The sequence below is a fragment of the Aeromonas sp. RU39B genome (assembly GCF_900156095.1).
Taxonomy (GTDB): domain Bacteria; phylum Pseudomonadota; class Gammaproteobacteria; order Enterobacterales; family Aeromonadaceae; genus Aeromonas.
Genome location: NZ_FTMJ01000001.1, coordinates 239,364 through 265,778 on the forward strand (window position 1 = coordinate 239,364; position 26,415 = coordinate 265,778).

Annotated in this window: 19 protein-coding genes and 2 tRNA genes; 13 read left to right on the forward strand and 8 right to left on the reverse strand. The window is 56.5% G+C overall.

Features of this window, described 5'->3' with window-relative positions:
- Window positions 1-8: 8 nt before the first annotated feature.
- Together aspS and BW958_RS01080 are read left to right on the forward strand one after the other, a co-directional pair.
- Entirely contained in the window at window positions 9-1,775 is a 1,767-nt protein-coding gene (gene aspS, locus BW958_RS01075; protein WP_076573492.1) for an aspartate--tRNA ligase, read from the forward strand.
- A gap of 86 nt (window positions 1,776-1,861) precedes the next feature.
- On the forward strand, window positions 1,862-2,602 hold the full coding sequence (locus tag BW958_RS01080) for a YebC/PmpR family DNA-binding transcriptional regulator (protein ID WP_076573494.1): 741 nt from the start codon (window positions 1,862-1,864) through the stop codon (window positions 2,600-2,602).
- A gap of 68 nt (window positions 2,603-2,670) precedes the next feature.
- Here the strand turns inward: BW958_RS01080 and BW958_RS01085 are convergent, their stop codons facing one another.
- From BW958_RS01085 to adhE, 3 genes are all read right to left on the reverse strand, one after another.
- Window positions 2,671-4,392, reverse strand: a complete 1,722-nt coding sequence (locus tag BW958_RS01085) for a bifunctional diguanylate cyclase/phosphodiesterase (RefSeq protein WP_179078799.1) — start codon at window positions 4,390-4,392, stop codon at window positions 2,671-2,673.
- Window positions 4,393-4,677: 285 nt separating this feature from the next.
- On the reverse strand, window positions 4,678-5,907 hold the full coding sequence (locus BW958_RS01090; RefSeq protein ID WP_076573498.1) for an HD-GYP domain-containing protein: 1,230 nt from the start codon (window positions 5,905-5,907) through the stop codon (window positions 4,678-4,680).
- 105 nt (window positions 5,908-6,012) lie between these two features.
- A complete protein-coding gene (gene adhE, locus BW958_RS01095) occupies window positions 6,013-8,688 on the reverse strand; it encodes a bifunctional acetaldehyde-CoA/alcohol dehydrogenase (RefSeq protein WP_076573500.1) in 2,676 nt (891 codons plus the stop codon).
- Window positions 8,689-9,386: 698 nt separating this feature from the next.
- Between adhE and BW958_RS01100 the strand changes: the two genes are divergently transcribed.
- From BW958_RS01100 to BW958_RS01130, 7 genes are all read left to right on the forward strand, one after another.
- Window positions 9,387-10,022 (forward strand): YchE family NAAT transporter, encoded by a 636-nt coding sequence (locus BW958_RS01100; RefSeq protein WP_076573502.1) that lies wholly within the window; start codon window positions 9,387-9,389, stop codon window positions 10,020-10,022.
- A gap of 288 nt (window positions 10,023-10,310) precedes the next feature.
- A complete protein-coding gene (locus BW958_RS01105) occupies window positions 10,311-11,924 on the forward strand; it encodes an ABC transporter substrate-binding protein (RefSeq protein WP_076573504.1) in 1,614 nt (537 codons plus the stop codon).
- Window positions 11,925-12,031: 107 nt separating this feature from the next.
- Entirely contained in the window at window positions 12,032-12,952 is a 921-nt protein-coding gene (oppB, locus tag BW958_RS01110; protein ID WP_076573505.1) for an oligopeptide ABC transporter permease OppB, read from the forward strand.
- 12 nt (window positions 12,953-12,964) lie between these two features.
- Entirely contained in the window at window positions 12,965-13,873 is a 909-nt protein-coding gene (gene oppC, locus BW958_RS01115) for an oligopeptide ABC transporter permease OppC (RefSeq protein WP_076573507.1), read from the forward strand.
- A 9-nt stretch (window positions 13,874-13,882) separates the two neighbouring features.
- Entirely contained in the window at window positions 13,883-14,863 is a 981-nt protein-coding gene (locus tag BW958_RS01120; protein ID WP_076573509.1) for an ABC transporter ATP-binding protein, read from the forward strand.
- Window positions 14,860-15,855: a murein tripeptide/oligopeptide ABC transporter ATP binding protein OppF gene (gene oppF / locus BW958_RS01125; protein ID WP_076573510.1), complete on the forward strand. Its 996-nt coding sequence runs from the start codon at window positions 14,860-14,862 to the stop codon at window positions 15,853-15,855. The genes BW958_RS01120 and oppF overlap by 4 nt, the downstream gene beginning before the upstream one ends.
- A 264-nt stretch (window positions 15,856-16,119) precedes the next feature.
- Window positions 16,120-17,082 carry a TerC family protein gene (locus BW958_RS01130; protein WP_076573512.1) on the forward strand — a complete coding sequence of 321 codons (963 nt, stop codon included), beginning with the start codon at window positions 16,120-16,122 and terminating at the stop codon, window positions 17,080-17,082.
- 48 nt (window positions 17,083-17,130) lie between these two features.
- On the opposite strand, the gene BW958_RS01135 is transcribed toward BW958_RS01130, so the two are convergent.
- Together BW958_RS01135 and BW958_RS01140 are read right to left on the reverse strand one after the other, a co-directional pair.
- Entirely contained in the window at window positions 17,131-17,472 is a 342-nt protein-coding gene (locus BW958_RS01135; protein WP_076573514.1) for an MGMT family protein, read from the reverse strand.
- A gap of 54 nt (window positions 17,473-17,526) precedes the next feature.
- Complete coding sequence (locus BW958_RS01140) at window positions 17,527-19,077, reverse strand: methyl-accepting chemotaxis protein (RefSeq protein ID WP_076573516.1); 1,551 nt, start codon at window positions 19,075-19,077, stop codon at window positions 17,527-17,529.
- Window positions 19,078-19,457: 380 nt separating this feature from the next.
- Between BW958_RS01140 and BW958_RS01145 the strand changes: the two genes are divergently transcribed.
- Both BW958_RS01145 and BW958_RS01150 read left to right on the forward strand, forming a co-directional pair.
- A tRNA-Gly gene (locus BW958_RS01145) sits at window positions 19,458-19,533 on the forward strand.
- 16 nt (window positions 19,534-19,549) lie between these two features.
- A tRNA-Cys gene (locus BW958_RS01150) sits at window positions 19,550-19,623 on the forward strand.
- A 37-nt stretch (window positions 19,624-19,660) separates the two neighbouring features.
- Here the strand turns inward: BW958_RS01150 and BW958_RS01155 are convergent.
- Window positions 19,661-19,951, reverse strand: coding sequence for a hypothetical protein (locus BW958_RS01155; RefSeq protein WP_076573518.1), 291 nt, complete (start codon window positions 19,949-19,951; stop codon window positions 19,661-19,663).
- Window positions 19,952-20,163: 212 nt separating this feature from the next.
- On the opposite strand from BW958_RS01155, the gene BW958_RS01160 reads away from it, so the two are divergent.
- Window positions 20,164-20,364, forward strand: a complete 201-nt coding sequence (locus BW958_RS01160; RefSeq protein WP_076573520.1) for a YbfA family protein — start codon at window positions 20,164-20,166, stop codon at window positions 20,362-20,364.
- A 146-nt stretch (window positions 20,365-20,510) separates the two neighbouring features.
- Here BW958_RS01160 and BW958_RS20455 read toward each other — a convergent pair whose 3' ends face one another.
- Window positions 20,511-20,660 carry a hypothetical protein gene (locus BW958_RS20455; protein ID WP_179078800.1) on the reverse strand — a complete coding sequence of 50 codons (150 nt, stop codon included), beginning with the start codon at window positions 20,658-20,660 and terminating at the stop codon, window positions 20,511-20,513.
- 113 nt (window positions 20,661-20,773) lie between these two features.
- A complete protein-coding gene (gene mltF / locus BW958_RS01165; RefSeq protein ID WP_372628722.1) occupies window positions 20,774-22,165 on the reverse strand; it encodes a membrane-bound lytic murein transglycosylase MltF in 1,392 nt (463 codons plus the stop codon).
- 241 nt (window positions 22,166-22,406) lie between these two features.
- On the opposite strand from mltF, the gene purL reads away from it, so the two are divergent.
- Complete coding sequence (gene purL, locus BW958_RS01170) at window positions 22,407-26,294, forward strand: phosphoribosylformylglycinamidine synthase (RefSeq protein WP_076573524.1); 3,888 nt, start codon at window positions 22,407-22,409, stop codon at window positions 26,292-26,294.
- Window positions 26,295-26,415 lie beyond the last annotated feature (121 nt).

Below are 26,415 nucleotides of genomic sequence, written 5' to 3' on the forward strand. Positions count from 1 at the left end.
AGAAGTCCATGCGCACACACTACTGCGGACAGGTCAATGAGGCCCATGAAGGGCAGACCGTTACTCTTTGTGGCTGGGTACATCGCCGCCGTGATCTGGGTGGTTTGATCTTTATCGACATGCGCGACCGTGAAGGGCTCGTGCAGGTATTCTTCGACCCGGACAAGCCGGAAGCGTTCACACTGGCTTCTGAGCTGCGTGGCGAATTCTGCATCCAGGTCAAGGGGATGGTCCGTCTGCGTCCGGAGTCCCAGCGCAACGCCGACATGGCGACCGGTGCCATTGAAGTGTTTGGCCACGAGCTGACCATTATCAACCGCGCCGAGCCGCTGCCGCTGGACTTTAACCAGGTCAACAGCGAAGAGATCAGCCTCAAATATCGCTATCTGGATCTGCGTCGCCCCGAGATGGCCCGTTTCCTCAAAACGCGCGCCAAGGCCAGTGCCTTTGTGCGCCGCTTTATGGACGAGCACGGTTTCCTTGATATCGAAACCCCGATGCTGACCAAGGCCACACCGGAAGGTGCCCGTGACTATCTGGTGCCGAGCCGTGTGCACAAGGGCAAGTTCTATGCGCTGCCGCAGTCACCGCAACTGTTCAAGCAGCTGCTGATGATGTCCGGCTTTGATCGCTACTATCAGATCGTCAAGTGCTTCCGCGACGAAGACCTGCGTGCCGACCGTCAGCCGGAGTTCACCCAGATCGACGTGGAGACCTCCTTCATGACCGCGCCGCAAGTGCGTGAGGTGATGGAAGAGATGATTCGCAAGCTCTGGCTGCACATCCTGAACGTCGATCTTGGCGATTTCCCGATCATGACCTTCGATGAAGCGATGCGTCGCTACGGCTCCGACAAGCCGGACCTGCGTCTGCCGATGGAGCTAGTCGATGTGGCAGATCTGCTCACTGCGGTTGAGTTCGCCGTATTCTCCGGCCCGGCCAACGATCCGAAGGGTCGCGTTGCTGCGCTGAAGGTGCCGGGCGGCAGCGAGCTTTCTCGCAAGCAAATCGACGAATACACCAAGTTTGTCGGTATCTATGGCGCCAAGGGGCTGGCCTGGATGAAGGTCAACAGCGCCGCCAACGGTATCGAAGGCGTACAATCGCCGGTGGCCAAGTTCCTGACCGATGCGATCGTGCGTGAAATTCTGGCCCGTACCGGTGCCACCGATGGCGACATCATCTTCTTTGGCGCTGATAGCAAGAAGGTGGTTTGTGATGCACTGGGTGCCCTGCGTCTGAAGGTGGGCCGCGATCTGGGTCTGCTCGAGCAGAGCTGGAAGCCGCTGTGGGTCATCGACTTCCCGATGTTTGAAGAAGATGGTGAAGGCGGTCTGGCTGCCATGCACCACCCCTTCACCTCGGCGCGTGATATGAGCCCGAGCGAGCTGAAAGCCAACCCGCTGGGTGCTTACGCCAACGCTTACGATATGGTGATCAACGGCTACGAAGTCGGCGGTGGCTCGGTACGTATTCACAACAGCGAGATGCAATCCACCGTGTTTGACATCCTGGGTATCACCCCGGATGAACAGCGTCAGAAGTTCGGCTTCCTGCTTGACGCCCTGAAGTACGGCACTCCGCCGCACGCCGGTCTGGCGTTTGGTCTTGACCGCCTCAGCATGCTGCTGACCGGCACCGAGAACATTCGCGACGTGATTGCTTTCCCGAAAACCACGGCGGCTGCCTGTCTGATGACCGATGCCCCGAGTTTTGCCAACCCGGCGCAAATGAGTGAACTGGCGATTGCCAGCACCGTTGCTGCCGACGAGTAAGGCATGAGGCCGCGCATTGCGCGGCCCGTTCAGTGATACTGAACGGTTAACTTATTGAAATTCAAAGAGTATAACGGAGAGTTTTTATGGCAGGTCACAGTAAATGGGCCAACATCAAACACCGTAAGGCGGCTCAGGACGCCAAGCGCGGCAAGATTTTCACCAAGCTGATCCGTGAAATCACCACGTCGGCTCGCATTGGTGATGCCGACCCTGCCAACAACCCGCGCCTGCGTGCCGCGGTGGCAGCCGCTCTGTCCAATAACATGACCCGCGACACCGTCAACCGCGCCATTGCCCGTGGCGCCGGCGGTGGTGATGGTGAGCAACTCGAAACCATCATTTATGAAGGCTACGGCCCGGCCGGTACTGCCGTGATGGTGGAGTGCCTGACCGACAACCGTAACCGTACCGTGGCTGAAGTGCGCCATGCCTTCAGCAAGAGCGGTGGTAACCTGGGTACTGACGGCTCGGTCTCCTACCTGTTCAGCAAGAAAGGTGTGCTGACCTACGTCGGTGCTGACGAAGATGCCCTGATGGATGCCGCTCTCGAAGCCGGTGCCGAAGACGTGTTGAGCGAAGGCGATGACACCATCGAGGTGTACACCACCCCGAACGATTTCGGTATCGTGCTTGACGCTCTGGAAGCCGCTGGTTTCAAGGCAGAGAACGCTGAAGTCACCATGATCCCCTCGACCGAGGCCGAGCTCGACGCCGAGAGCGCACCCAAGCTGATGCGTCTGGTCGACATGCTCGAAGATCTGGACGACGTTCAAGAGGTGTACCACAACGGCTCCATCTCGGACGAAGTTGCTGCGACGCTCTAAGAGCACTCATGCAAAAGGAAGGCAAAAGGCAGCCAAGCGGCTGCCTTTTGTTTTTTGTCCGTTTTACCTTAGGCGCAGATGCAAGAGGGACGCAGAGTCTCATACCAGAGATGCCCCTCGGCGGCCTTGGCCTGTTTCTTGGCCTGGGTCAGCTGCTCACTGAGCTGGCTTTGAGTCATGCCACATTCGGGATGCCAGCTGATGGCGCCGATGGCCAGATCCACCAAATCAAACGTACGCTCCTGGCCATCCCGATCCAGGGCCACAATGTGGCCGCGCTCGATATCCTGTTGGCGATAGCACTCGGTGCGCAGGCTGCGAAATGCCTGCTGCACCTCACAGAGCAAGCTCTCCCACTGCGGGCTCTCGCCAATCAGAATAAAATCATCGCCCCCCAGATGGCCGATAAAAGCGCCCTGGGCCTCAAATACTTTTCGTAGCAAACGGGCCACCAGTTTGATCATCTGATCGCCTCGGTCATAGCCACATACATCGTTAAAGGGCTTGAAGTGGTTGAGGTCGCAATAGGCGAGCCAAAACGGTCTGGCACGCTGCATGGCGCGAGTCATCGCCTGCTGGATCGGAACGTTGCCCGGCAGCAGGGTGAGCGGATTGGCGTGGCGAGCAACCTGCAACTTGTAGTGGGTGAGGCGGCGCATCAATTCCCGCACCCGACCCATGCCCACATACGTGCCTTGTTGGCAGATCACAAACCAGGCCTCCATCTCGTCGCTGTTACTGTCGACCAAGTGTTGGCTGACCTCAATGAGACTCTGATTGGCTTCGACCAAAATCGGCGTGTCCATCAACTTGTTGGCCGGTGCTTTGGCATAGAGCGAATACCCGAAGCGATCGGCAAGGCGGGCCAGCAAGGATTGACGCCGCACGATACCCAGAGGACGCTGCTGGCTATCGAGCACCGGAAAACAGCCAAACTGCGGTGATTGTTTGAACAGTGCCAGGATCTCTTCAGCGCGCATCTCCGGTGTCAGCGTTGGCACTGACTGAGCCAATTTACCGACCCGATTTCCGGAAAGTTGCGGGCTGAAGGCAGGATCGCGGCGGGTATCGAACAAGATGGTTGGGCGCTTGCTCGGTCGGCCCAGTAAATATCCCTGGCAGTAGCGCACACCAATTTGGCGCAGGGCTTTGAGCTCAGCCTCGCGTTCGACACCTTCACTTATCAAGGTGCAGCCGAGCTGGCAGGCGAGATCGTGCAGGGTGGTGACAAACTGGCGCTTGGTTAAGTCCTGATCCAGTCCGCTGGTGAAATGGATATCGAGTTTGATGAACTCAGGTCTGAGTGCAGACCACAGCAGCAGTCCGGAGTGACCACTGCCCAGATCGTCGATGGCAATGGCAACGCCAGCTTGCTTGAGCGCCGCCAGCTCGATAAGCAGCGCAGGCAGCGCATCAATGCGCTCATATTCGGTTAGCTCCAGCACCAGGCTTGCGGGCGCCAAGCCATGTTGGCGACACAGGGCCAGCAGGGGTTGGTGACCGACAGCCAGCAACACGCTGGGCGAGAGGTTGGCAAACAACCGGCCTGGGAGATGCTGCGAGCAAAAGTGCTGCATGGCGAGATCGAGACAAAGTAGCTCCAGCTCATGTTGTCGGCCTTGTTCTTTGGCAAGTGCAAAGAGCGAAGAGGGAAGGTGTAACGGACTCTGGTCAGGCCCACGAGCCAGTGCTTCATAGCCAAGCGGGACGTGCTGCTGACAATCCACAATCGGTTGTAGCAGGATCTGTAACTGCCGCTTGCCCAATATGCATTCCAGTTCCGACTCCACCTCTCCTCCTGCATCCATGCGTGGCGTATGCCCATGATGCCCGCATCTCGTGGCATTCTGATGACAGCTCAAGCCGCGTGGTGGCGTGATGAACAATTTATCGTCAATAGGAAAGGGCGAGGGGAATGGCGCTGCTCGGGTAACGCTTGGAACTGGTTTCATACCAGATAGCTGCGTAAGAGGCTGATTACTGGGCAGATGACGCCCAATTAGCCTGGCTCAAGCTGTATCGTCAGGGATTATTCAGGGTTGTTCAGTGAGTTATCCCCAGTTTCTGGGGATAACTCAGAAGGCGAAGTAATAACAGAAGCGCCGGGTCAGACTGAAAAATTGCTGCTGGGCATCATCCAACTCCTCCATGGGAAACGCCTTGAGAATAGAGCGGCCATCTTCTTTCAAGTCGACCATGGCGACGGCTTCAGGTCGCTGCCCTTTGACATAAGGGAGGACCTTGGGCTTCATGGTGTCGGTAGGCTCGGTTGAAAGCACCAGCGCCATGCTGTCATCAGAAAGTTGTACCAGGCAACCCGGAGGGAAGATGCCTAGCAGCTTGATCAGTAATCCCACCTGCTCTGGCGAAAATTTGCCCTTTGATTGTTTGTAGAGCTGCCCGACTACCTGATTGGGCGGGGCGGGAAAGCCACTTTGCCGTGGGTGCAGTAACTCATCGTAGTAGTCAGTCAGTCCAATCAGCTGGGCCAGCGGTGAGATCTCTTTGCCCTTGAGGGCTTTAGGATAACCACTACCATCGAGGCGCTCATGATGCTGCAATGCCACTTGGCGGATTTTTGGCTCAAAGGCATTGAGCTGGTTAAGCATGTCGAACCCATATTGGGGGTGCATGCGCAGGAAGTTGGTTTCAGCTTTGCTCAGCTCGCTGCGTTTTTGGGTGATCTGGGTCGGAACCTTTATCTCGCCGATATCATGTAGCAGACCGGCGAGCCCGACCTCTTCAATCTCGACCGGATTCATCCCCATTTCGCGGGCCATCAACATCGACAGATAAGCCACATTCAGGCTGTGCTGCAGCAGGGTATCGTTGTGAGGCGTGCGAATAAGATGCAGCCCCAACGGTCCTTCGTGCAGCGCCAATTGGGCAGCAGCGTTACGCACAATCTGGGCCGTGTTGGCGAGCCCTTCATCGGGTTTGAGGTTGAGTGAACCGAGCGCATCACGCAGCTCCACCACCGACTCGCTGAACTGTTTTTCAGCCGCGCGTACCGAGCGGCGGAAGGCTTTCTCGTCGAAGCTGGGCGCTAGGCTCTCAAATGGCGTCATGGCAACTGGGGGGGGAGGGACAATGTCACCCTTGATCAGTGGCTCTACCGGAAAATCACTTTTATCGGTGTCGACCATCACCAACATGGCGGTATCAAGATGGCGAATAATGTTGAGCTGATCGTCATCCTTGATTTTGAACGCATTGAACATAAACGGATGGTTATGCCAACCACCAGGTAGATGCACAAAGTGGCCCACCTTGAGCTGTTCGATGGATGCCTGAATGAGTGCCATATTGATCCCCATTAGCCAGATAGATAAAACCTAGCAAGGTTAATGGGATAGCACAAAAGAAAAGCCCGCGCTGTGCGCGGGCTTTGATCTTGCAAGCAAGGAGGATTAGGCCTTGGCCTTCTTCTTGCTTTCAGCCTTGTCGGCAGCCTTCGGGGCTTCGGCAGCAGCGCCTTCCACGTAGGCACGACCGTAGTAGGAGTCGAGCAGGATTTGCTTGAGCTCGGTGATCAGCGGGTAGCGCGGGTTGGCGCCAGTGCACTGGTCATCGAACGCTTCTACGGCCAGATGGTCGACAGCAGCCAGGAACTTCTCTTCCGGCACACCGGCTTCACGGATGGAGGCCGGGATGTCCAGCTCCTTCTTCAGGCCGTCCAGCCAGGTCAGCAGCTTCTCGATCTTGGCTGCAGTGCGGTCACCGGCTGCAGTCAGACCCAGGTGGTCAGCCACCTCGGCGTAACGACGACGAGCTTGCGGACGGTCGTACTGGGAGAACGCAGTCTGCTTGGTCGGGTTGTCGTTCGCGTTGTAGCGAATGACGTTGCTGATCAGCAGGGCGTTAGCCAGGCCGTGCGGGATGTGGAACTCGGCACCCAGCTTGTGAGCCATGGAGTGGCACACACCCAGGAAGGCGTTGGCAAACGCGATACCGGCGATGGTCGCTGCGTTGTGTACCTTCTCGCGGGCAATCATGTCGTTCTTGCCGTTCTTGTAGCTGGCCGGCAGGAAGTCCTTGAGCAGCTTCAGTGCTTGCAGGGCTTGACCGTCGGAGTACTCGTTAGCCAGGACGGAAACATAGGCTTCCATGGCGTGAGTCACGGCGTCAACACCACCGAAGGCACACAGGGACTTCGGCATGTTGGCAACCAGGTTGGCGTCCACGATGGCCATGTTCGGGGTCAGCTCGTAGTCAGCCAGCGGGTACTTCACGCCAGTGGCATCGTCGGTCACAACGGCGAACGGGGTCACTTCAGAGCCGGTACCGGAGGTGGTGGTGATGCAGACCAGTTCGGCCTTCACGCCCATCTTCGGGAACTTGTAGATACGCTTGCGGATATCCATGAAGCGCATGGCCAGCTCTTCGAAGGAGGTCTCCGGATGCTCGTACATCACCCACATGATCTTGGCAGCGTCCATCGGCGAACCACCACCCAGCGCCACAATCACATCCGGCTTGAAGGAGTTGGCCACTTCAGCGCCCTTGCGAACGATGGTCAGGGTCGGGTCAGCTTCTACTTCGTAGAACACTTCCACTTCCATCTTCAGGCCCTTGAGCAGACGAACCACTTCGTCGGCGTAGCCGTTGTTGAACAGGAAGCGGTCAGTCACGACCATAGCGCGCTTCTTGCCTTCCAGGTCGCCCAGGGCGATCGGCAGGGAGCCACGACGGAAGTAAACAGATTTCGGAAGTTTGTGCCACAGCATGTTTTCAGCCCGTTTAGCGACAGTCTTCTTGTTGATCAGGTGCTTGGGACCCACGTTTTCGGAGATGGAGTTACCACCCCAGGAGCCGCAACCCAGCGTCAGGGACGGGGCCATCGCGAAGTTGTACAGGTCACCGATACCACCGTGAGTGGTCGGGGTGTTGATCAGGATACGTGCAGTCTTCATCTTGTCGCCGAAGTACTTCACGCGATCAGCGTTCTGGTCCTGGTCGGTGTAGAGGCCGGAAGTGTGGCCGATACCGCCGAGGTCAACCATGGCGCAGGCCATTTCAACGGCTTCTTCGAAGGACTTGGCACGGAACATACCGAGCAGCGGGGAGAGTTTTTCGTGAGCAAACTCTTCCTCTTCACAGATCTTCACGCCTTCGCCGATCAGGATCTTGGTATCGGCAGGCACGGTGACACCGGCCATTTCAGCGATCTTCACCGCCGGCTGACCGACGATGTTGGCGTTGAGGGCGCCATTGATCAGGATAACCTTGCGCACCTTGTCGGCTTCGTCCTTGGAGAGGACATAACCCTTGTGGGAGGCGAAACGCTCTTTGACCTGGTCGTAAACGGCGTCAACCACGATAACCGCTTGCTCGGACGCACAGACCACACCGTTGTCGAAGGTCTTGGACATCAGCACGGAAGCTACAGCACGCTTCACGTCAGCGGTTTCGTCGATAACCACCGGCACGTTACCGGCGCCTACACCGATGGCCGGCTTACCGGAGGAGTAAGCAGCCTTCACCATGCCCGGGCCACCGGTGGCCAGGATCAGGTTGATGTCGCCGTGCTTCATCAGTGCGTTGGAGAGCTCAACAGAGGGTTGGTCAATCCAGCCGATGATGTCAGCCGGGGCACCGGCGGCAATCGCAGCATCCAGCACCAGCTTGGCAGCGGCGTTGGTGGAGTTCTTGGCGCGGGGGTGCGGGGAGAAGATGATGGCGTTACGGGTCTTCAGCGCAATCAGAGACTTGAAGATTGCGGTGGAGGTTGGGTTGGTGGTCGGAACGATACCACAGATGATACCGACCGGCTCGGCGATGGTGACGGTACCGAACTCGTCGTCTTCGCTCAGGATGCCGCAGGTTTTCTCATCTTTGTACTTGTTGTAGATGTACTCGGACGCGAAGTGGTTTTTGATAACCTTGTCTTCGACGATACCCATACCAGACTCTTCAACAGCCATTTGAGCCAGCGGGATACGGGCGTTGTTGGCGGCCAGAGCGGCGGCGCGGAAGATCTTGTCGACTTGTTCCTGAGAGAAGGTAGCGAACTCGCGTTGAGCTGCCTTCACACGGGCGACCAGAGCATCCAGTTCTGCCAGGTTGGTTACTGCCATAGATGTCATCTCCTGATGATTTTGAAAAATGTTTAATAAGACGTTGCTGGAAAACGACAGGCGTGACGATTATAGCCCCACTCATCTTCGCAAGATTCCCCACTCGGGGTATTGCATGCCTTATTGAACACCTTTCGCCGTCGATTATAGGGTGCGAGTGTGACAGAAAAACTTGATCCGCATCAAATGTAACAAAAGAACAAAAGAAATTTTGTTTCATACTTGTTTGGTGATCAATGTCACACATGTAACTGATTGTTCCGTGTTGATAAAAACAAAACCGGGTTTTAAAAACATAGTGTTAGCGTGTGTTCTTAACCATTCCCTGACAGAGTTGTTTTTGCTCGAAATTGTAGTGTTAACCCTGAAAAAAACACCACTTTGGCGTGATGTGAGTCACGCTCCGCTGGGACGATTTTTGACGCGGTGGCTTGCTTCGGCGCTTTCTGTCTCGAGCGCTCAAGATGCACTCAGTTGGCAGTGATAAAACGGGTAAACCGTTACCTGACGCACCTTTTTGTTGGTCTCTGGTTGGGTTTGCACTGCGCAGAATGTAACGGTAGTGTTGCTTTTTTGCGTAACATTAGCTGGGTTATTGCGTAGGGTGGGGGTATGACCAAGATTAACTAATTGGTCTGATGAGATGCTCTGATGTAAATTTACGCACCGTAATACGGACCTTGTTGACTCACAGTGACAATAACATCATGGCTGAATTTGATTTTTCCCTTTACCTCAAATTTTTCATCGGTTTGATCGCCATTATCAACCCGCTCGGGCTGCTGCCAGTCTTTGTCAGCCTGACCAGTCAGCAGTCGCCGGTGGAACGGATGAAGACCAATACCACGGCTAATCTGGCGGTGATGGTTATCCTGCTGGTATCCATGTTTCTGGGGCAGTGGATCCTGGATGCGTTTGGCATCTCGCTGGCCTCATTTCGCATCGCCGGCGGCTCTCTGATCACCCTGATTGCCTGGTCCATGCTGCAAGGCAAGCTCGGTGAAGTGCGTCATAACAAACAAGAGAAAGGTGAACTGGCAGCGCGTGAATCGATTGCTGTGGTGCCGTTGGCACTGCCGTTGATGGCCGGCCCGGGGGCGATCTCTTCGGTCATCGTCTATGCCAGTCAGAGCCATTGGCAACAACTGCTTGGCATGTCGGTGGTGGTGGTGATCTTCTCGTTCTGCTCCTGGCTGATTTTCCGGGCTGCGCCTTTACTGTTTCGTCTGATGGGCAACACCGGCATCAACGTGGTTACCCGTATCATGGGTCTTATCATGATGGCGCTGGGTATTGAGATCATGGTCGCCGGTATCAAGGCGATGTTCCCTGCCTTGATGTAGCATCACCATTTCATTGTTGCCTCTTTGCGTCATAAACCGGCTGTTTGGCCGGTTTTTTGTTTTCTTGCTTCACGCTATCGCCTAGAATCGGCCGCGGTTGTTTAAAAAAAGAACTCCGTTCGGTTGAAAAACACCCCGCTATTGGCCGATGGATAATTTACATCCAGTTTTGACCATTAAAATGCACTGAAGACTATTGCAAACCTCAATAGTGCAGTGAATGATGCGGGGGCGAGTTTTGACTCGCGGATGGATGTCAGCATGGACTGTTCTTGTTGGAGTATGGAAATGACTCATAAAAAAACCATTATAAATACCCTGTTGGTAGCAGCTCTTTTCGGTGGCGCAGTACAGGCGGCAGAAGTGCCGGCCGGTACCAAGCTGGCCGCGGTACAAGAATTGGTGAAGGGCAACGGCTCTGAACCGGCAACTCTGGACCCGGCAAAAACCGAGGGAACCGTCGAATCCAACGTTCAACGCGATCTGTTCGAAGGTCTGGTCACTACCGGTCCGAAGGGCGAGATCCGTCCCGCTGTTGCTGAAAGCTGGGACACCAAAGACAGTAAAGTCTTTACCTTCCACCTGCGCAAAGATGCCAAGTGGTCTAACGGTGACCCGGTCACCGCACATGATTTCGTTTTCGCCTTCCGTCGCGTTGTCGATCCGAAAACTGGCTCTCCGTACTCCTGGTACCTGGAAACCCCGGGTGTTGTGAATGCGCATGAAATCATCAATGGTAAAGCCAAGCCTGAAGATCTGGGCGTCAAAGCCGTTGATGATTACACCTTTGAAGTCACCCTGGAAAAACCGCTCTCCTACTTCGTTAGCATGATGGCTCACACCACCGTGTATCCGGAGCCGCAGAAGGTTATCGAGAAGTTTGGCGACAAGTGGACCCAGCCGGGTAACATGGTCTCCAACGGTGCTTACACTCTGAAGGAGTGGGTCGTGAACGAGAAGATCGTTCTCGAGCGCAACAAGCAATACTGGGATGACGGCAAGACTGTCATCAACAAGGTGACCTATCTGCCGATCCAATCCCAGAACGCGGACATGAACCGCTATCTGGCCGGTGAAGTGGACATGACCTATGAAACCCCGATCGAGCACTTCAAGCGCCTGAAGAAAGAGCGCCCGAACGAAGTGCGTGTGACCGGTTACGTGGGCACCTATTACTACGAATTTAACACCAAGAAGAAGCCGTTTGATGATGTGCGTGTGCGTACTGCACTCTCCTACGCCATCGACCGTAACGTGATTGCAGACAAGGTGATGGGCCAGGGTCAAACTCCGGGCTACACCTTGGTTCCGGATTTTATGGATGGCTTCAAGCCGGCTGTTCCTGAGTGGGCCAAGCTGACCCAGGCTCAGCGTGATGCCAAGGCCAAGGAAGAGCTGGCTGCTGCCGGTTACGGTCCTGGTCACCCGCTTAAGTTCGAACTGCTCTACAACACTAGCGAAAACCACAAGAAGGTGGCCGTTGCTGTCGCCTCCATGTGGAAGAAGCTGGGTGTAGAAGTGAGCCTGGTTAACCAGGAGTGGAAGACCTATCTGCAAACCAAGTCGTCCGGCAACTTTGACGTTGCTCGTGCCGGCTGGATTGCCGACTACAACGAAGCCTCTTCCATGCTCGATCTGAAGCAAACCACTCACGGTAACAACGACGGTAAGTACTCCAATCCGGAGTTTGACAAGCTGATGGCGGATTCTCGCAGCAAGACCGATTCGGTCGAGCGCAACAAGATTTACGCCCAGGCAGAAGCTATCCTCGACAAGGATTTGCCGATTGCCCCGATCTATCAGTACGTGACTGCCCGTCTGGTTAAGCCCTATCTGGGCGGCTATCCGGAAAACCCGCTGGATAACCTCTATACCAAAGACATGTACATCATTGCCCATTGATGTGACTGGGTCTGCTATATAAGAAAACAAGGGCCCACCAGACATGGTGGGCCCTTCATTACTCTAAAGCACCTGTTGGAAGCAGTTAAAGACAAGGGTCATTGTCTATGTTGAAATTTATATTCAGGCGCCTGCTGGAGGCCATCCCAACCCTGTTGGTCCTCATTACGGTCTCCTTCTTTATGATGCGTTATGCTCCGGGTAACCCCTTTAGTAGCGAGCGCAGCCTCCCCCCCGAGGTGATGGCCAACATCGAATCCAAGTACGGTTTCGACAAGCCGGTTGGCATGCAATACCTCACCTACCTGGGTAACCTGGTACAGGGAGATTTGGGTCCTTCGTTCAAATACAAGGACTTTACCGTGAACGATCTGGTGAGCCAGGCGTTGCCGGTCTCTGCCAAAATTGGCTCTTTTGCGTTCTTGTTTGCCGTGTTGCTGGGGGTGACCTTTGGCACCATAGCCGCATTAAAACAGAACACGATTATTGACTACCTGCTGATGTCGACGGCGATGGCCGGGGTGGTGATCCCGGGCTTTGTGCTGGCGCCACTGCTGGTATTGCTGTTCAGTATCCATCTTGGTTGGTTGCCGGCCGGCGGTTGGCAGGACGGCGGGGCCAAGTTTATGGTGCTGCCGGTGTTTGGCATGATGATGTACTACATCTCGGCCATCTCGCGGATCATGCGCGGCAGCATGATTGAGACCATGAACTCTAACTTTATCCGCACTGCCCGTGCCAAGGGCTTGCCGCTGCGTCACATCATCTTAAGACACGCGCTGCGTCCGGCCATGCTGCCGGTGGTCTCCTATCTGGGGCCGGCGTTTGTCGGGATCATTACCGGCTCGGTGGTGATTGAGACCATCTTTGGTCTGCCCGGGATCGGGCAACTGTTCGTCAACGGGGCTTTGAACCGTGACTACTCCATGGTGCTGGGGCTGACCATTCTGGTTGGCGCGCTCACCATCGCCTTCAACGCTGTGGTCGATATTCTGTATGCCTTTATCGATCCGAAAATCCGCTACTGAGGGGAGTGATTCATGGTAGTTAGTTCTCAGAAGCGCGAGGCGGTAGAAAACTTCGCGCAGCAGGTGGAAGTCGAAGGGCGTTCCCTGTGGCAGGATGCGCGTCGCCGTTTCCTGCGTAACAAGGCTGCATTGACCAGCCTGATCATTTTGCTGATTATCTCGGCTGCGGTCATTGTGGGTCCGCATCTGTCCCAATACACCTTCGATGATCCGGACTGGAATGCCATGCAGACCGCTCCTGACATGGAAACAGGGCATTGGTTTGGTACCGACAGTCTGGGGCGCGACCTGTTTGTCCGCACCCTGCTTGGCGGCCGGATCTCCTTGATGGTGGGGATCATGGGGGCATTTGTCGCGGTCATCATCGGCACCCTTTACGGCGCGACTTCCGGTTTTATCGGTGGGCGTCTTGATAGCCTGATGATGCGCGTGCTTGAAATCCTTAACGCCTTCCCCTTCATGTTCTTCGTGATCATGCTGGTGACCTTCTTCGGTCGTAACCTTGCGCTTATCTTTATCGCTATCGGTGCGGTGAGCTGGCTCGACATGGCGCGTATCGTGCGCGGCCAGACTTTAAGCCTCAAGAGCAAGGAGTTTATCGAAGCGGCGCACGTCTGCGGCGTGTCGAAGTGGAAGATCATTACCCGTCATATCGTGCCGAACGTATTGGGTATCGTGGTGGTGTATGCCACCTTGCTGGTGCCCGGCATGATCATGTTCGAATCCTTCCTGAGTTTCCTTGGTTTGGGTGTTCAGGAGCCGATGACCAGCTGGGGTGCCCTGCTGGATGAAGGTTCCAAGTCGATGGAAGTGGCATTGTGGCAGCTGCTGTTCCCCGCCTGTTTCATGGTGGTGACCCTGTTCTGCTTCAACTTCCTCGGGGATGGTCTGCGTGACGCCCTCGACCCCAAAGATCGTTAAGGAGAGCTCATGAAGCTGCTTGATGTAAAAGATCTGCGGGTTGAGTTCAAAACCCCGGACGGTAATGTGGTCGCGGTCAACGACCTCAACTTTTCTCTCGACGCTGGCGAAACCTTAGGTATTGTCGGTGAGTCGGGCTCTGGCAAGTCACAAACCGCGTTTGCCATCATGGGGCTGCTGGCCAAAAACGGTGTTATCACCGGGTCGGCCAAATTCCAGGGCGACGAGATCCTGAATCTGCCCGAGCGTAAGCTCAACAAAATCCGTGCCGAGAAGATCGCCATGATCTTCCAAGACCCGATGACCTCGCTCAATCCCTATATGAAGGTCAAGGATCAGCTGATGGAAGTGCTGATGCTGCACAAGGGAATGAGCCGCTCAGCCGCCTTCGAAGAGTCGGTGCGTATGCTCGACGCGGTCAAGATCCCGGAAGCGCGCAAGCGTATCGGCATGTATCCGCACGAGTTCTCTGGTGGTATGCGTCAGCGCGTGATGATCGCTATGGCTCTCTTGTGCCGCCCGCAGCTGCTGATTGCCGATGAGCCGACTACCGCCCTTGATGTGACCGTACAGGCGCAGATCATGGAGCTGATGGGTGAGCTCAAGCGTGAGTTCAATACCTCCATCATTATGATCACCCACGATCTTGGCGTGGTGGCCGGTATCTGTGACAAGGTGCTGGTGATGTACGCCGGTCGGACCATGGAGTACGGCAAGGTCAACGATATCTTCTATCGCCCCAGCCACCCCTACACCGAGGGGCTGCTGCGCGCGATTCCGCGCCTTGACTCCGAAGGGGAAGAGTTGCCCACCATCCCGGGTAATCCGCCCAACCTGCTGCGTCTGCCCCAGGGTTGCCCGTTCCAGGAGCGCTGCCACCGGGTTGCCGATCACTGCCGCAGTGACTCGCCGGTATTGACGCCGTTTGGCGATGGCCGCCAGCGAGCATGCCACTGGGTTTCTGATGTGATGGGCAAGGAGGCGGTATGACTGTCGAGAAAAAGCTGCTGCTGGAAGTGTCCGATCTAAAGGTGCACTTCAGCATCAAGAGTGACCGGGCATGGCCCTGGGCAAAACCCACTTCGCTCAAAGCGGTGGATGGCGTGACCCTGCGCTTGTATGAAGGGGAAACCTTGGGCGTGGTCGGTGAGTCTGGCTGCGGTAAGTCCACCTTTGCCCGCGCCATTATCGGCTTGGTACCGGCCACTTCTGGTAATGTGGTGTGGCTGGGCAACGATCTGACCAAGCTGGATCAGAAATCCCTGCGCGAGAAGCGCAAGGAGATCCAGATGATCTTCCAAGACCCGCTGGCGTCTCTTAACCCACGGATGACTATCGGCGATATTATCGCCGAGCCCTTGGTCACCTTCTATCCGGAGCTTCCCAAAGAGGAGGTGAAAAGCCGGGTGCGGGCCATGATGAGCAAGGTGGGTCTGCTGCCTAACCTGGTCAACCGTTATCCCCATGAGTTCTCTGGTGGCCAGTGCCAGCGTATCGGGATTGCCCGGGCGTTGATCCTCGAGCCCAAGATGATCATCTGCGATGAGCCGGTGTCGGCACTCGACGTGTCTATCCAGGCTCAGGTTGTCAACCTGCTCAAGTCCTTGCAAAAGGAGATGGGGCTGTCGCTGATTTTCATCGCCCACGACTTGTCGGTGGTGAAACACATCTCCGATCGCGTGTTGGTGATGTATCTGGGTAACGCGGTCGAGTTGGGGGAGGGCAACGAGTTGTTCGTCAATCCTTTGCACCCCTATACCAAGGCGCTGATGTCTGCGGTGCCGATCCCGGACCCGGATGCTGAGCGCAACAAGACCATTCAGATTCTGGAAGGGGACCTGCCTTCACCGATGAATCCGCCCTCGGGTTGTGTCTTCCGTACTCGCTGTCCGCAAGCTGGTCCGGAATGCGCCAAGACCCGGCCGATTTTGGAAGGTAACTTCCGACACGCGTTCTCTTGTTTGAAAGTCGATCCGCTTTAATATCCGATGGGGCCTGGTGCCCCATCATTTCACTGGCACCCCTGCTATGTTTTTCTTGGCAGGGTGTGAATAGACTGTTATTGTGCGCGTCACAAGGGGAGTAACTTCTCGCCGGCCTATCGTCAGTTCGATGCTATGCATCCGGTAGCCGGGCAGGTGACAGCCTGTAAGTGAGACCTTGCCGAAAGGCGAGGTCTGTCTGCTCCAGATGCATCAAACCCACGCCTTTCGGTTGTGGGTTTTTGTTTTTCTGGGGAGTTAAAAATGGAACAAGGCTGGTTGTGGGGCGGTTTCCTGGCTATCGTGCTGGTGCTGCTGTGGGTTGATATCCGCTTCGTTGGCGGCGGCAAAGCGCACAAGGTGTCGCTCAAAGAGGCCGGTATCTGGTCGCTGATCTGGCTGGCGGTGGCCATGCTGTTTAACGTTGCCATCTGGTGGTGGTATGGCGCCCAGTTTGGCGCCGATGTGGGCGAGCAGAAAGCGGTGGAGTTTTTCACCGGCTATCTGATTGAGAAGGCGCTGGCCGTCGATAATGTCTTCGTTTGGCTGATGCTGTTTGGTTATTTCGCTATTCCGGCGGAGTTGCAGCGCCGTGTGCTGCTGTACGGCGTGCTGGGCGCTATCGTTATGCGTGCCGGTATGGTCTTCGCGGGTAGCTGGCTCATCAGCCAGTTCCACTGGATCCTCTATCTGTTCGGTGCCTTCCTGCTGCTGACCGGTATCAAGATGCTGTGGGCTGCGGACAAGGAGCCTGATCTGGCCAACAACCCGCTGCTGGGCTGGATGCGCCGCCGTTTTCGTGTCACCGAGCAACTGGAAGGTGAGCGTTTCTTCGTGATGCGTGACGGGCTGCGTTATGCCACTCCGCTGCTGCTGATCCTGGTGCTGGTCGAGGTGAGCGATCTTATCTTTGCCGTCGACAGCATTCCGGCGATTTTTGCCGTGACCACCGATCCCTTCATTGTGCTCACATCCAATATCTTCGCCATCATGGGACTGCGCGCCATGTATTTCCTGCTGGCGGGTGTCGCCGAACGCTTTGTGCTGCTCAAATACGGTCTGGCACTGATCCTGGTGTTTATCGGTATCAAGATGTTGCTCATCGACATCTTTAAGATCCCGACCATGCTGGCGCTGGGCGTGGTTGCTGTGATCCTGCTGGTCTCTATGGGGCTGAGTCTTTGGGTCACCCGAGCCGGACGGGTAAAGGCATCGAGCAATACGTAAGGCTGTGTAATGGCAATCTGAGGGTGGCGTGAGCCACCCTTTTTGCATTCAATAGGGGAGTAAAAACAGTAACTCAGCCAGATCGGGATGCCACTGCCACTCTTTGAGTTTTACCTTGCCCGCGAGCACCACGACGCCCTCTTCTTGCAGCAGACCTACCTGCCGCATATGGCCGTCGGAACCTTGCGGCAATGAAATGCGACCACTGGCGCCCAGTACCCGGTGCCAAGGCAATGGTCGCTCAGTCGTTTTCAGTACTCGACCAACCAGACGTGCACGACCCGGCAGACCCGCCAAATCAGCTATCTGCCCATAAGTGGCAACGCGAGCAGACGGGATCAGCGAGACCAGATGTTCAATTCGCTCAAAGGCGCAGAGGGTGGTATTCATGCCCCATTGTGACCAACGGGGCATGCCGGAACAAGGGGAGCAAGCTCCCCGGTGTTAACCAAAAGTGCGGCTGAGTGATTTGAGCTGATCGGCGCGCTTGAGCAGTTCTTCACTGCTGGCGCTGACCTTCTCGATTTTGAGGCTGTTATCGTGGGAGAGTGACGAAACCTGGTTGACGTTGCGGCTGATCTCCTCAATCACAGCCTGCTGCTGGGCGGCAGCTGTCGAAATCTGGCTTGAGAAGTCGTTAATCTTGTCGATCTCTTCCAAAACCAGGTGAAGGTTGCCGGAGCCGGCACGAGTGGTATCCAAACAAGTCTGCGTTTGCCCCAGATTGCGATGCATCATCTCTTTCCACTGCCCCAGCGTTTGTTGGATATGGTTGATGCTGCCTTGGATCTGCTCAGTGGCTTTGTGGGTTCGAGTTGAAAGCAGGCGAACCTCATCGGCGACCACGGCAAAGCCGCGCCCCTGTTCACCCGCACGGGCGGCTTCAATGGCGGCGTTCAAGGCAAGCAGGTTGGTCTGATCGGCAATGCCTTGAATCTCACTCATGATGGTGCCGATGCGATCCGACTCGTTGGCCAACTCGACGGCAGAGTCAAACGCACTCTGTGCTTGAGTGGCTAATCCTTCCATTTCACGCCCGGCCTCCATCAACTGCTGATCGGTCTGCAGGCAGTGATGTCTGGCCTCTTCGATTTGATGGCCGGTCTCTTCAATGTTGCGGGTGATCTCGTTAGCCGCTGATGCCATCTGGGTGACGGCTGTGGCCACCTGCTGCATCTGCATATCCTGCTCGCGGATGTCTTTGCTGGTCGCCGTCGCCGAATGGCTCAGACCATCGGCCAGAGTTTTAAGAGAGAGTGTCGCGTCATCGACTCGTCCCAACACCGTCCGAATGCGGGCTTGCCATAGCTTCATATGAAAGTCGGCAATGCTGTGCTGCCCCTCACCGGAGAAGACCAGACGGCTGACACTGTCATATTCAATTTGCAGCTGACGCAGATAGTTGGGGGTCGTCATCCACTCACGGTACATCAGGAACAACCCCAGCAGCAGGGGAATAAGGCCCCACCACACCTTCTCCAGACCCATTTGCCAGAACATAGCAAAGACGCACAAGAGTAGTGAAACGATGGCCAAGCCCTGGCGCATCTGACCCCATGAGAAACTCATTTTTTTGCCGGAATTCTCCTGCTGACGCAGTTTGGCATAGAGCTCAATGGCAATGGCCTTATGCTCTGGCTGAGGGCGGCAACGCACCGACTGATAGCCCGAGATTTTGCCGTTTTCGTATAAGGGGGTGACATAGGCATCGACCCAATAATAACTGCCATCCTTGCAACGATTTTTAACCAATCCCCGCCATGCCTGCCCTGCTTTGAGATGGTTCCACAAGTCGCCGAACGCGGCCTTGGGCATGTCAGCATGGCGAACCATATTGTGTGGTTTGCCAATCAACTCTTCGCGAGTGTAGCCGGCAACACGACAGAAATGGTCATTGGCATAGGTAATAACACCCCGTAAGTCGGTTGTTGAGACGAGTTGCTCGTCACTACCAAATTCGACTTCCCTGCCGGCCGGCGCCTGCTGCTTGCTCATATTTGCGTCTCTCCCTGAAGCGATCCGTCACTGCTTGGCAATTACAGTTATGACTCAAATGGTAGCGCTAGATTCTCATTCTGGCTGACGTTTTATCGGTATAACCAAAAAGACAGCCTTTAATTGATAGACTAAAAAACGACCAGGGATAAAAACAAACTTGCTCGTCGGGGAGGAGTAGACGGCGAGTAGGGGTCACGCCATGCTGGATTAACGGATCAAACCAACCTAAAAAGTTCAGAAGATAGCCACTTCTGCCCCTTTCTGACTGAACATTAAGCAAACACACCAAAAGCACCATTTCCCTGCTAAAAAAAGCTTGTCTCGATGCGGTGGCTCCGTATAATTCGCCTCGTTGTCAGCCAGACTGGTGTGACACTGCGGGAATAGCTCAGTTGGTAGAGCACGACCTTGCCAAGGTCGGGGTCGCGAGTTCGAGTCTCGTTTCCCGCTCCAATCTCTTTCGAGATTTGGCGCGTTAACAAAGCGGTTATGTAGCGGATTGCAAATCCGTTTAGTCCGGTTCGACTCCGGAACGCGCCTCCACCTTCTAAAAAGCCCGCTCAAATGAGCGGGCTTTTTGCTATTCCAGCGATTCTAATGTTTGGTCGCACCCTTTGCGCCGCCATTGCCCCTGCAGATGGTGGTTCATCTCATCAATGGTTTGCCGCTCCTGCAGCAGGGGAGAGGCTCCCAATCGCTCTTCCATAAATGCCATTCGATTGCGCAATACACCGCATTGCCAGGCGCTGGCATGTTGGGTCAGATGATCTTCGAGTTGCACCGCATCGTCATTATTGAGCCTCCAGTCTTGTGCCTCAGACCAGAGCAACAGAGTGCTGACCGCGATCAACGCCATGTTGGTCAGTTGCATGATCCACTCCTTCCATGTGGGACCTGCTTTAAGAGTATCACTCGGGTCTTGCAGAGCAAGTTTCTTGGTGTGCTTAGTAAATGTTGATTAAAACTTTCATAACAAACTGGCAACTCCGGGGTTTTCGTGATCTCACCCTCATTTTGGTGTAGTAAAACTACAAATCATGGAGTACTATTTGTTCAGTGGTCTTACCAGTGAGGCGTTGAATCATGTACCATTCCTATTCTCTGACTCAAATCGTATTGCGGCGTACCGGTGTGCTGGCGCTGGGTATCGTGGCCTTTCCTGTGATGCTGATGCGTGAGGACCGGGCCCGTTTTTACAGCTATCTGCACCGAGTCTGGTGCAAAACCAGCAGCAAGCCGGTCTGGCTTACCCAGAGCGAGCGCGCCGAACGCCTGTTCTACTAAAAGTACTGCTCCCGTTTACTGACTATCCCGCCTCGTGGCGGGATAGTTGTTTTTGGGGCCTTATAAATAGAAAGGGCCCATAACGGGCCCGGATGGGGGAGAGGTGTTTGACACCTCACGATGACCTGTCTCTAGGTGCTGCCGGATCAGGCAGCTTCCTGACGGGATGGCTGCAAAAAGTCGGAACGTTGGCGGCGATGATGTTTGCGTTTGCGTTCACCGAGCTTCACCCGGCGGCGCTGGCTCCAACTGATTTTGCTTCTGCCCGCCAGGCTGGGTCTTTTGCGTCGTTGCATCTTACCTCCTGTGCGAACTGGCAGGCTGGCGATCACAACACACCATGATGTTCATGAACGCCAGCACTGTAATCCCATCTTAACAAATGACCGCAATTGATAACAGTGACGGCTTAGCCAGAAACGGCAGCCACCACGGCATTGGTCACCGGATCCGCCGTGGTATCCACTGCGATATCATCCGGTTGATCCAGTTGATTTTCGCGCTGACGGGCCTTTTGTTGCTCGTTATCGAGCCAGACCAGGCTTTGATAGTACTGGCGCACGTTGTTCACATAGTTGCGCGCCTCACTGCCCCGGGCATAGCCGTAGCGAACCTTACTGTGCCAGCGTGACTCCTGCAACAGGGGCAACACCTCTTTGACATCGCTCCAGCTGTCCGGATTCTTGCCTTGCAGTTTGGCCAGCCTACGCGCGTCCATCATGTGGCCATAACCGATGTTGTAGGCGGTCAGGGCGAACCAGAACTTCTCATCCTGCGGGACCGAATCTGGCACCTGCTCAAGCAGTTGCAGCAGATAGCGGGCACCGCCCTCGATGCTCTCCTCAGGGTGGGTTCGATCCCGCACGCCCATCGCCTTGGCCGTGTTTTCGGTCAGCATCATCATGCCACGAACACCGGTATAGGACTTGGCACCCGGATCCCAGTGCGACTCCTGATAGCTGAGCGCGGCGAGCAGGCGCCAGTCCAGCTTGCCGGAGTGGTGCTGGAACAGGCGCTGGTAGCGCGGCAGCAGTGTCTTGGCCCGTTGCATAAAGGTACGGGTATCGACAAAGTCGAAGTTCTGCACGTGGCCGAAGTACTTCTCGTCGAGCTGGGCGATGGATCCATCCAAAAAGCGCTGACCAAAAAAGTCGATGACACTGGCATACAAGCTGTCATCCGGCAGCTTGGCCATGGCCCAACCTATCTGGTAATGGTTTTCTAGGGTTAACGCTTCGGCCAGTTCAGGGTAGTAACGCTGACTACGGGCCAGGATGGTGTCGTGGACAATGGTGTAATCCACCTTGCCTTCCGCCACCTGCCGCAGCAGCTCCTCGTTATCAGCCTCTTTGCTGATGGTCCAGTTCAGGTCGGTATACTGCTCTTTGAGCGCACGCAGCGCCTCTTCACTGGCAGAGCCGGCTGCAATCACCAGACTCCCCTTGAGATCGCCGAAATCCTTGGGTTTTGGTGTCCCCTGGCGATAGACCAGTTTCGGTGATACCTGGTAATAGCCGGGACCAAAGCGCATCCGCTTGCGCCGCTCGGGGGTGATGGCAATAGCACCTGCTGCCAGATCGAGTTTGCCGCTCTCCACTCCTTGCTCAAGTGCCTGGAGGGATGCTTGGGGTAGCATCACCAGCTTGACCCCGAGCCAGTCGGCGTACTCTTTCGCCAGCTCGTAGTCATACCCCAGATTACTGTCATCGCGCTGGTAGTAGGAGGTAGGGCCATACATGGTCCCCACCCTCAACTCTCCCCGGGCGCGGATCTGCTCTAACTGACTGGTTGGCTGACTCATATTGCAGCCTGCCAGAAGCAGGGATACCGACAGGGTGAACCAATTGGCTAGTCGTCTCAATCAGACCTCTCTATTGTCTAAAAAATCGTCGCTAGTCAAAAAAGAAGCACCTTTATACCAGAGAGTGTGCACCCTGTCACATTGACGGGAGATTGAAAAACGTTTGTCCGACGTTCGCCCCCTCCCTATAATACGCGCGTCTTCAATCCCCCCACTGTTGATACAAGGTGAGAAAGGCCCTATGGAAATCTTGCGCGGTGCTCCCGCTCTGTCTGAATTTCGTGTTCAAAAGCTGCGGCAGAGCCTGACGGAACGTGGTGTACAGATAACGAGCATCTATGCCGAATTCATGCACTTTGCCGAGCTCAACGAGCCTCTTTCACCGGATGAGCGAGCGACCTTGGACCAGCTGCTGCGCTACGGTCCCACCATCCCTGAACATGCTCCCCAAGGTCACCTCTTCCTCGTTACACCCCGCCCCGGCACCATCTCCCCCTGGTCATCCAAGGCCACCGACATCGCGCACAACTGCGGCCTTGCCAAAGTAGCGCGGCTTGAGCGCGGTATTGCCTATTACCTGGAAGGTGAGTTGGATGCGAACGCCCGGGCGCTGGTTGCGGCGGCGTTGCACGATCGCATGATGGAGTCGGTGTTCGCGTCGCCTGAGGCCGCAGCCGCTCTGTTTGTGCATCACGAGCCACGCGCCTTTACTCAGGTTGATGTGCTGGCCGGCGGTCGTGAGGCGCTGGCAAAGGCCAACGTGGCGCTCGGTCTGGCACTGGCTGATGATGAGATTGATTACCTGGTGGCGAGCTTCACCCGGTTGGGTCGCAACCCCAACGACATCGAGCTCTATATGTTTGCCCAAGCAAACTCCGAGCACTGCCGTCACAAGATTTTCAACGCCGACTGGATCATCGACGGTGAGCAGCAGCCCAAGTCGCTGTTCAAGATGATCAAGAACACCTTCGAGCAGACCCCGGATTACGTCCTCTCTGCTTATAAGGATAACGCGGCGGTCATGGAGGGCAGCCAGGGGGGCCGCTTCTTCCCCAATCCGCAAAGCGGTGAATATGAGTACCATCAGGAGCAGGTTGATATCCTGATGAAGGTCGAAACCCACAACCACCCGACCGCCATCTCCCCGTTCCCGGGCGCAGCCACTGGCTCGGGCGGTGAAATTCGCGACGAAGGGGCAACCGGCCGTGGCGCCAAGCCCAAAGCGGGCCTGGTGGGCTTTAGCGTTTCCAACCTGCGTATTCCGGGCTTTGAACAGCCGTGGGAGCAGGATTTTGGCAAGCCCGGCCGCATCGTTAGCGCGTTTGACATCATGCAAGACGGCCCGCTTGGCGGCGCTGCGTTTAACAACGAGTTTGGTCGTCCCGCCATTCTTGGTTACTTCCGTACCTTTGAAGAAGAGGTCGAGAGCCACAATGGCCGCGAAGTGCGCGGTTATCACAAGCCCATCATGCTAGCTGGCGGCATTGGCAACATCCGCACCGACCACGTACAAAAGGGCGAGTTCCCGGCTGGCTCAGCCCTGATCGTACTGGGGGGTCCGGCCATGAACATCGGCTTGGGCGGTGGCGCTGCATCGAGCATGACCTCCGGCCAGTCGGCAGAAGATCTCGATTTTGCTTCGGTGCAACGTGATAACCCGGAGATGGAGCGGCGCTGCCAGGAAGTGATCGACCGCTGCTGGCAACGTGGTGACGAGAACCCGATCCTGTTTATCCACGACGTCGGCGCGGGTGGCCTTTCCAACGCCATGCCGGAGCTGGTAAGCGACGGCGGCCGCGGTGGTCACTTCTCCCTGCGTGCCATCCCCAATGACGAGCCGGGCATGAGCCCACTGGAGATCTGGTGTAACGAATCCCAGGAGCGTTACGTGCTGGCCGTGGCGCAAGACAAGCTGCCGCTGTTCAAGGCGATGTGTGAGCGTGAGCGCGCACCGTTTGCCGTGATTGGTACCGCGACCGACGAGCAGCATCTGCGCCTTGATGACGAGCATTTTGCCAACCAGCCGATTGACTTGCCGCTGGATGTCTTGCTCGGCAAGCCGCCCAAGATGCAGCGTGACGTCAAGAGCCTGCAGGCTGACGGCAGCGTCCTTAATCTCGATGGCATCACACTGACCGATGCGGCCGAGCGGGTTCTGCGCCTGCCGACCGTGGCCGAGAAGAGCTTCCTGATTACCATCGGTGATCGCAGCGTGACCGGTCTGGTCAACCGCGACCAGATGGTCGGCCCGTGGCAGATCCCGGTCGCTGACTGCGCCGTGACTGCTGCTACCTATGACAGCTACCACGGTGAAGCCATGTCGATGGGTGAGCGCACCCCGCTGGCGCTGCTCTCCCATGCCGCCTCTGCCCGGATGGCGGTGGCCGAGTCGCTGACCAACATCGCGGCGGCCAATATCGGCAACCTCAAGCGCGTCAAGCTCTCCGCTAACTGGATGGCCGCAGCCGGTCACCCGGGTGAAGATGCGGGTCTCTACGAAGCGGTCAAGGCCGTGGGTGAAGAGCTCTGCCCGGCACTGGGTCTGACCATTCCGGTCGGCAAGGACTCCATGTCCATGAAGACCCGCTGGCAGCAAGATGGTCAAGAGCGCAGCAATACTGCGCCGCTGTCGCTGATTATCACTGCCTTTGCCCGCGTCGAAGACGTGCGCAAGACCGTGACGCCGCAGCTGCGTTGCGATCTGGGCCACAGCGATCTCATCTTCATCGATCTGGGTCTGGGCAAGCAGCGCCTTGGCGGCTCGGCACTGGCACAGGTCTATCGCCAGCTGGGTGAGCAGGCGCCGGATCTTGATAACCCGGTGCTGCTGCGCGGCTTCTTCAATGCCATTCAGGCGCTGGTCTCCGATGGCCGTCTGCTTGCTTACCACGACCGCTCCGACGGTGGTTTGCTGGTTACCCTGCTGGAGATGGCATTTGCCGGTCATTGCGGCCTGAACATCGAACTCGACCGTGTTGGTGGCGATGTGCTGCCGGCTCTGTTCAACGAAGAGCTGGGCGCGGTTATCCAGGTTCGCCGTGAAGACAAGGAGGCCGTGATGACCCTGCTGGCCGGTCATGGGCTGGCTGCCTGCGCACATGTGATTGGTAGCGTGACCGAGGGCGATGACATCGTGCTGCGCCGCGCCGGTAGCGAGCTTTGGCGTGAAAGCCGCACCCGTCTGCGCACCCTGTGGGGTGAAACCAGCTGGCAGATGCAGCGCATGCGTGACAACCCGGCCTGCGCCGATCAAGAGCACGAAGCGCGTCAGGATGCCGCCGATCCGGGTCTGCAAGCACGTCTGGTCTACAACCCGTCTGATGATGTAGCGGCGCCTTACATCGCCAAGGGCGTGTCGCCGCGTCTGGCAGTGCTGCGTGAGCAGGGGGTGAACTCCCACGTCGAGATGGCTGCCGCGTTCGACCGTGCCGGTTTTACCGCCATTGACGTGCACATGAGCGACATCCTCTCCGGCCGTATTACCCTCGATGGCTTCCAGGCGCTGGTGGCCTGTGGCGGCTTCTCCTACGGTGATGTGCTTGGCGCCGGTGAAGGCTGGGCCAAGTCCATCCTGTTCAACGCAGCGGCCCGCGAGCAGTTCCAGCGCTTCTTCGAGCGCGGTGACACCCTGTCGCTGGGCGTGTGCAATGGCTGCCAGATGATGTCCAACCTGCGCGATCTCATCCCGGGTGCCGACCTGTGGCCGCGGTTTGTCCGCAACCGCTCCGAGCGGTTTGAAGCGCGTTTCAGCCTGGTGGAAGTGCAGCACTCGCCGTCGGCCTTCTTTGCCGGTATGGCGGGCTCGGTGATGCCGATTGCGGTCTCCCACGGCGAAGGTCGTGTGGAAGTGCGCGATGCCGCTCACTTGGCGGCGCTGGATGCCTCCGGTCTGGTCGGTCTGCGCTTTGTGGACAACCGTGGTGGCGCCACCGAGCGTTATCCGGCCAACCCGAACGGCTCGCCGCTTGGTATCACCGCCGTCACCACCACCGATGGCCGTGCCACCATTATGATGCCGCACCCGGAGCGGGTGTTCCGTACTGTCGCCAACTCCTGGCACCCGGATAACTGGGGCGAGGATGGCGCCTGGATGCGGATGTTCCGCAACGCTCGCGTGCGTCTGGGCTGATAGCCAGACAGCAATACACAAAACCGGTCGCAGTGCGGCCGGTTTTTTTATCTGTAATCAATGGAAAGTGGCGAGTAAGGAAAGCGCTTTAGAAAACAGTAGGGCCACCCGAAGGTGGCCC

What these genes read in the sequence shown, in the direction of transcription:
- aspS (WP_076573492.1), top strand. Translation starts at nt 9, where the DNA reads ATGCGCACACACTACTGCGGACAGGTCAATGAGGCCCATGAAGGGCAG.
- BW958_RS01080 (WP_076573494.1), top strand. Translation starts at nt 1,862, where the DNA reads ATGGCAGGTCACAGTAAATGGGCCAACATCAAACACCGTAAGGCGGCT.
- BW958_RS01090 (WP_076573498.1), bottom strand. Translation starts at nt 5,907, where the DNA reads ATGGCACTCATTCAGGCATCCATCGAACAGCTCAAGGTGGGCCACTTT.
- adhE (WP_076573500.1), bottom strand. Translation starts at nt 8,688, where the DNA reads ATGACATCTATGGCAGTAACCAACCTGGCAGAACTGGATGCTCTGGTC.
- BW958_RS01100 (WP_076573502.1), top strand. Translation starts at nt 9,387, where the DNA reads ATGGCTGAATTTGATTTTTCCCTTTACCTCAAATTTTTCATCGGTTTG.
- BW958_RS01105 (WP_076573504.1), top strand. Translation starts at nt 10,311, where the DNA reads ATGACTCATAAAAAAACCATTATAAATACCCTGTTGGTAGCAGCTCTT.
- oppB (WP_076573505.1), top strand. Translation starts at nt 12,032, where the DNA reads ATGTTGAAATTTATATTCAGGCGCCTGCTGGAGGCCATCCCAACCCTG.
- oppC (WP_076573507.1), top strand. Translation starts at nt 12,965, where the DNA reads ATGGTAGTTAGTTCTCAGAAGCGCGAGGCGGTAGAAAACTTCGCGCAG.
- BW958_RS01120 (WP_076573509.1), top strand. Translation starts at nt 13,883, where the DNA reads ATGAAGCTGCTTGATGTAAAAGATCTGCGGGTTGAGTTCAAAACCCCG.
- oppF (WP_076573510.1), top strand. Translation starts at nt 14,860, where the DNA reads ATGACTGTCGAGAAAAAGCTGCTGCTGGAAGTGTCCGATCTAAAGGTG.
- BW958_RS01130 (WP_076573512.1), top strand. Translation starts at nt 16,120, where the DNA reads ATGGAACAAGGCTGGTTGTGGGGCGGTTTCCTGGCTATCGTGCTGGTG.
- BW958_RS01135 (WP_076573514.1), bottom strand. Translation starts at nt 17,472, where the DNA reads ATGAATACCACCCTCTGCGCCTTTGAGCGAATTGAACATCTGGTCTCG.
- BW958_RS01140 (WP_076573516.1), bottom strand. Translation starts at nt 19,077, where the DNA reads ATGAGCAAGCAGCAGGCGCCGGCCGGCAGGGAAGTCGAATTTGGTAGT.
- BW958_RS01155 (WP_076573518.1), bottom strand. Translation starts at nt 19,951, where the DNA reads ATGCAACTGACCAACATGGCGTTGATCGCGGTCAGCACTCTGTTGCTC.
- BW958_RS01160 (WP_076573520.1), top strand. Translation starts at nt 20,164, where the DNA reads ATGTACCATTCCTATTCTCTGACTCAAATCGTATTGCGGCGTACCGGT.
- BW958_RS20455 (WP_179078800.1), bottom strand. Translation starts at nt 20,660, where the DNA reads ATGCAACGACGCAAAAGACCCAGCCTGGCGGGCAGAAGCAAAATCAGT.
- mltF (WP_372628722.1), bottom strand. Translation starts at nt 22,165, where the DNA reads ATGAGTCAGCCAACCAGTCAGTTAGAGCAGATCCGCGCCCGGGGAGAG.
- purL (WP_076573524.1), top strand. Translation starts at nt 22,407, where the DNA reads ATGGAAATCTTGCGCGGTGCTCCCGCTCTGTCTGAATTTCGTGTTCAA.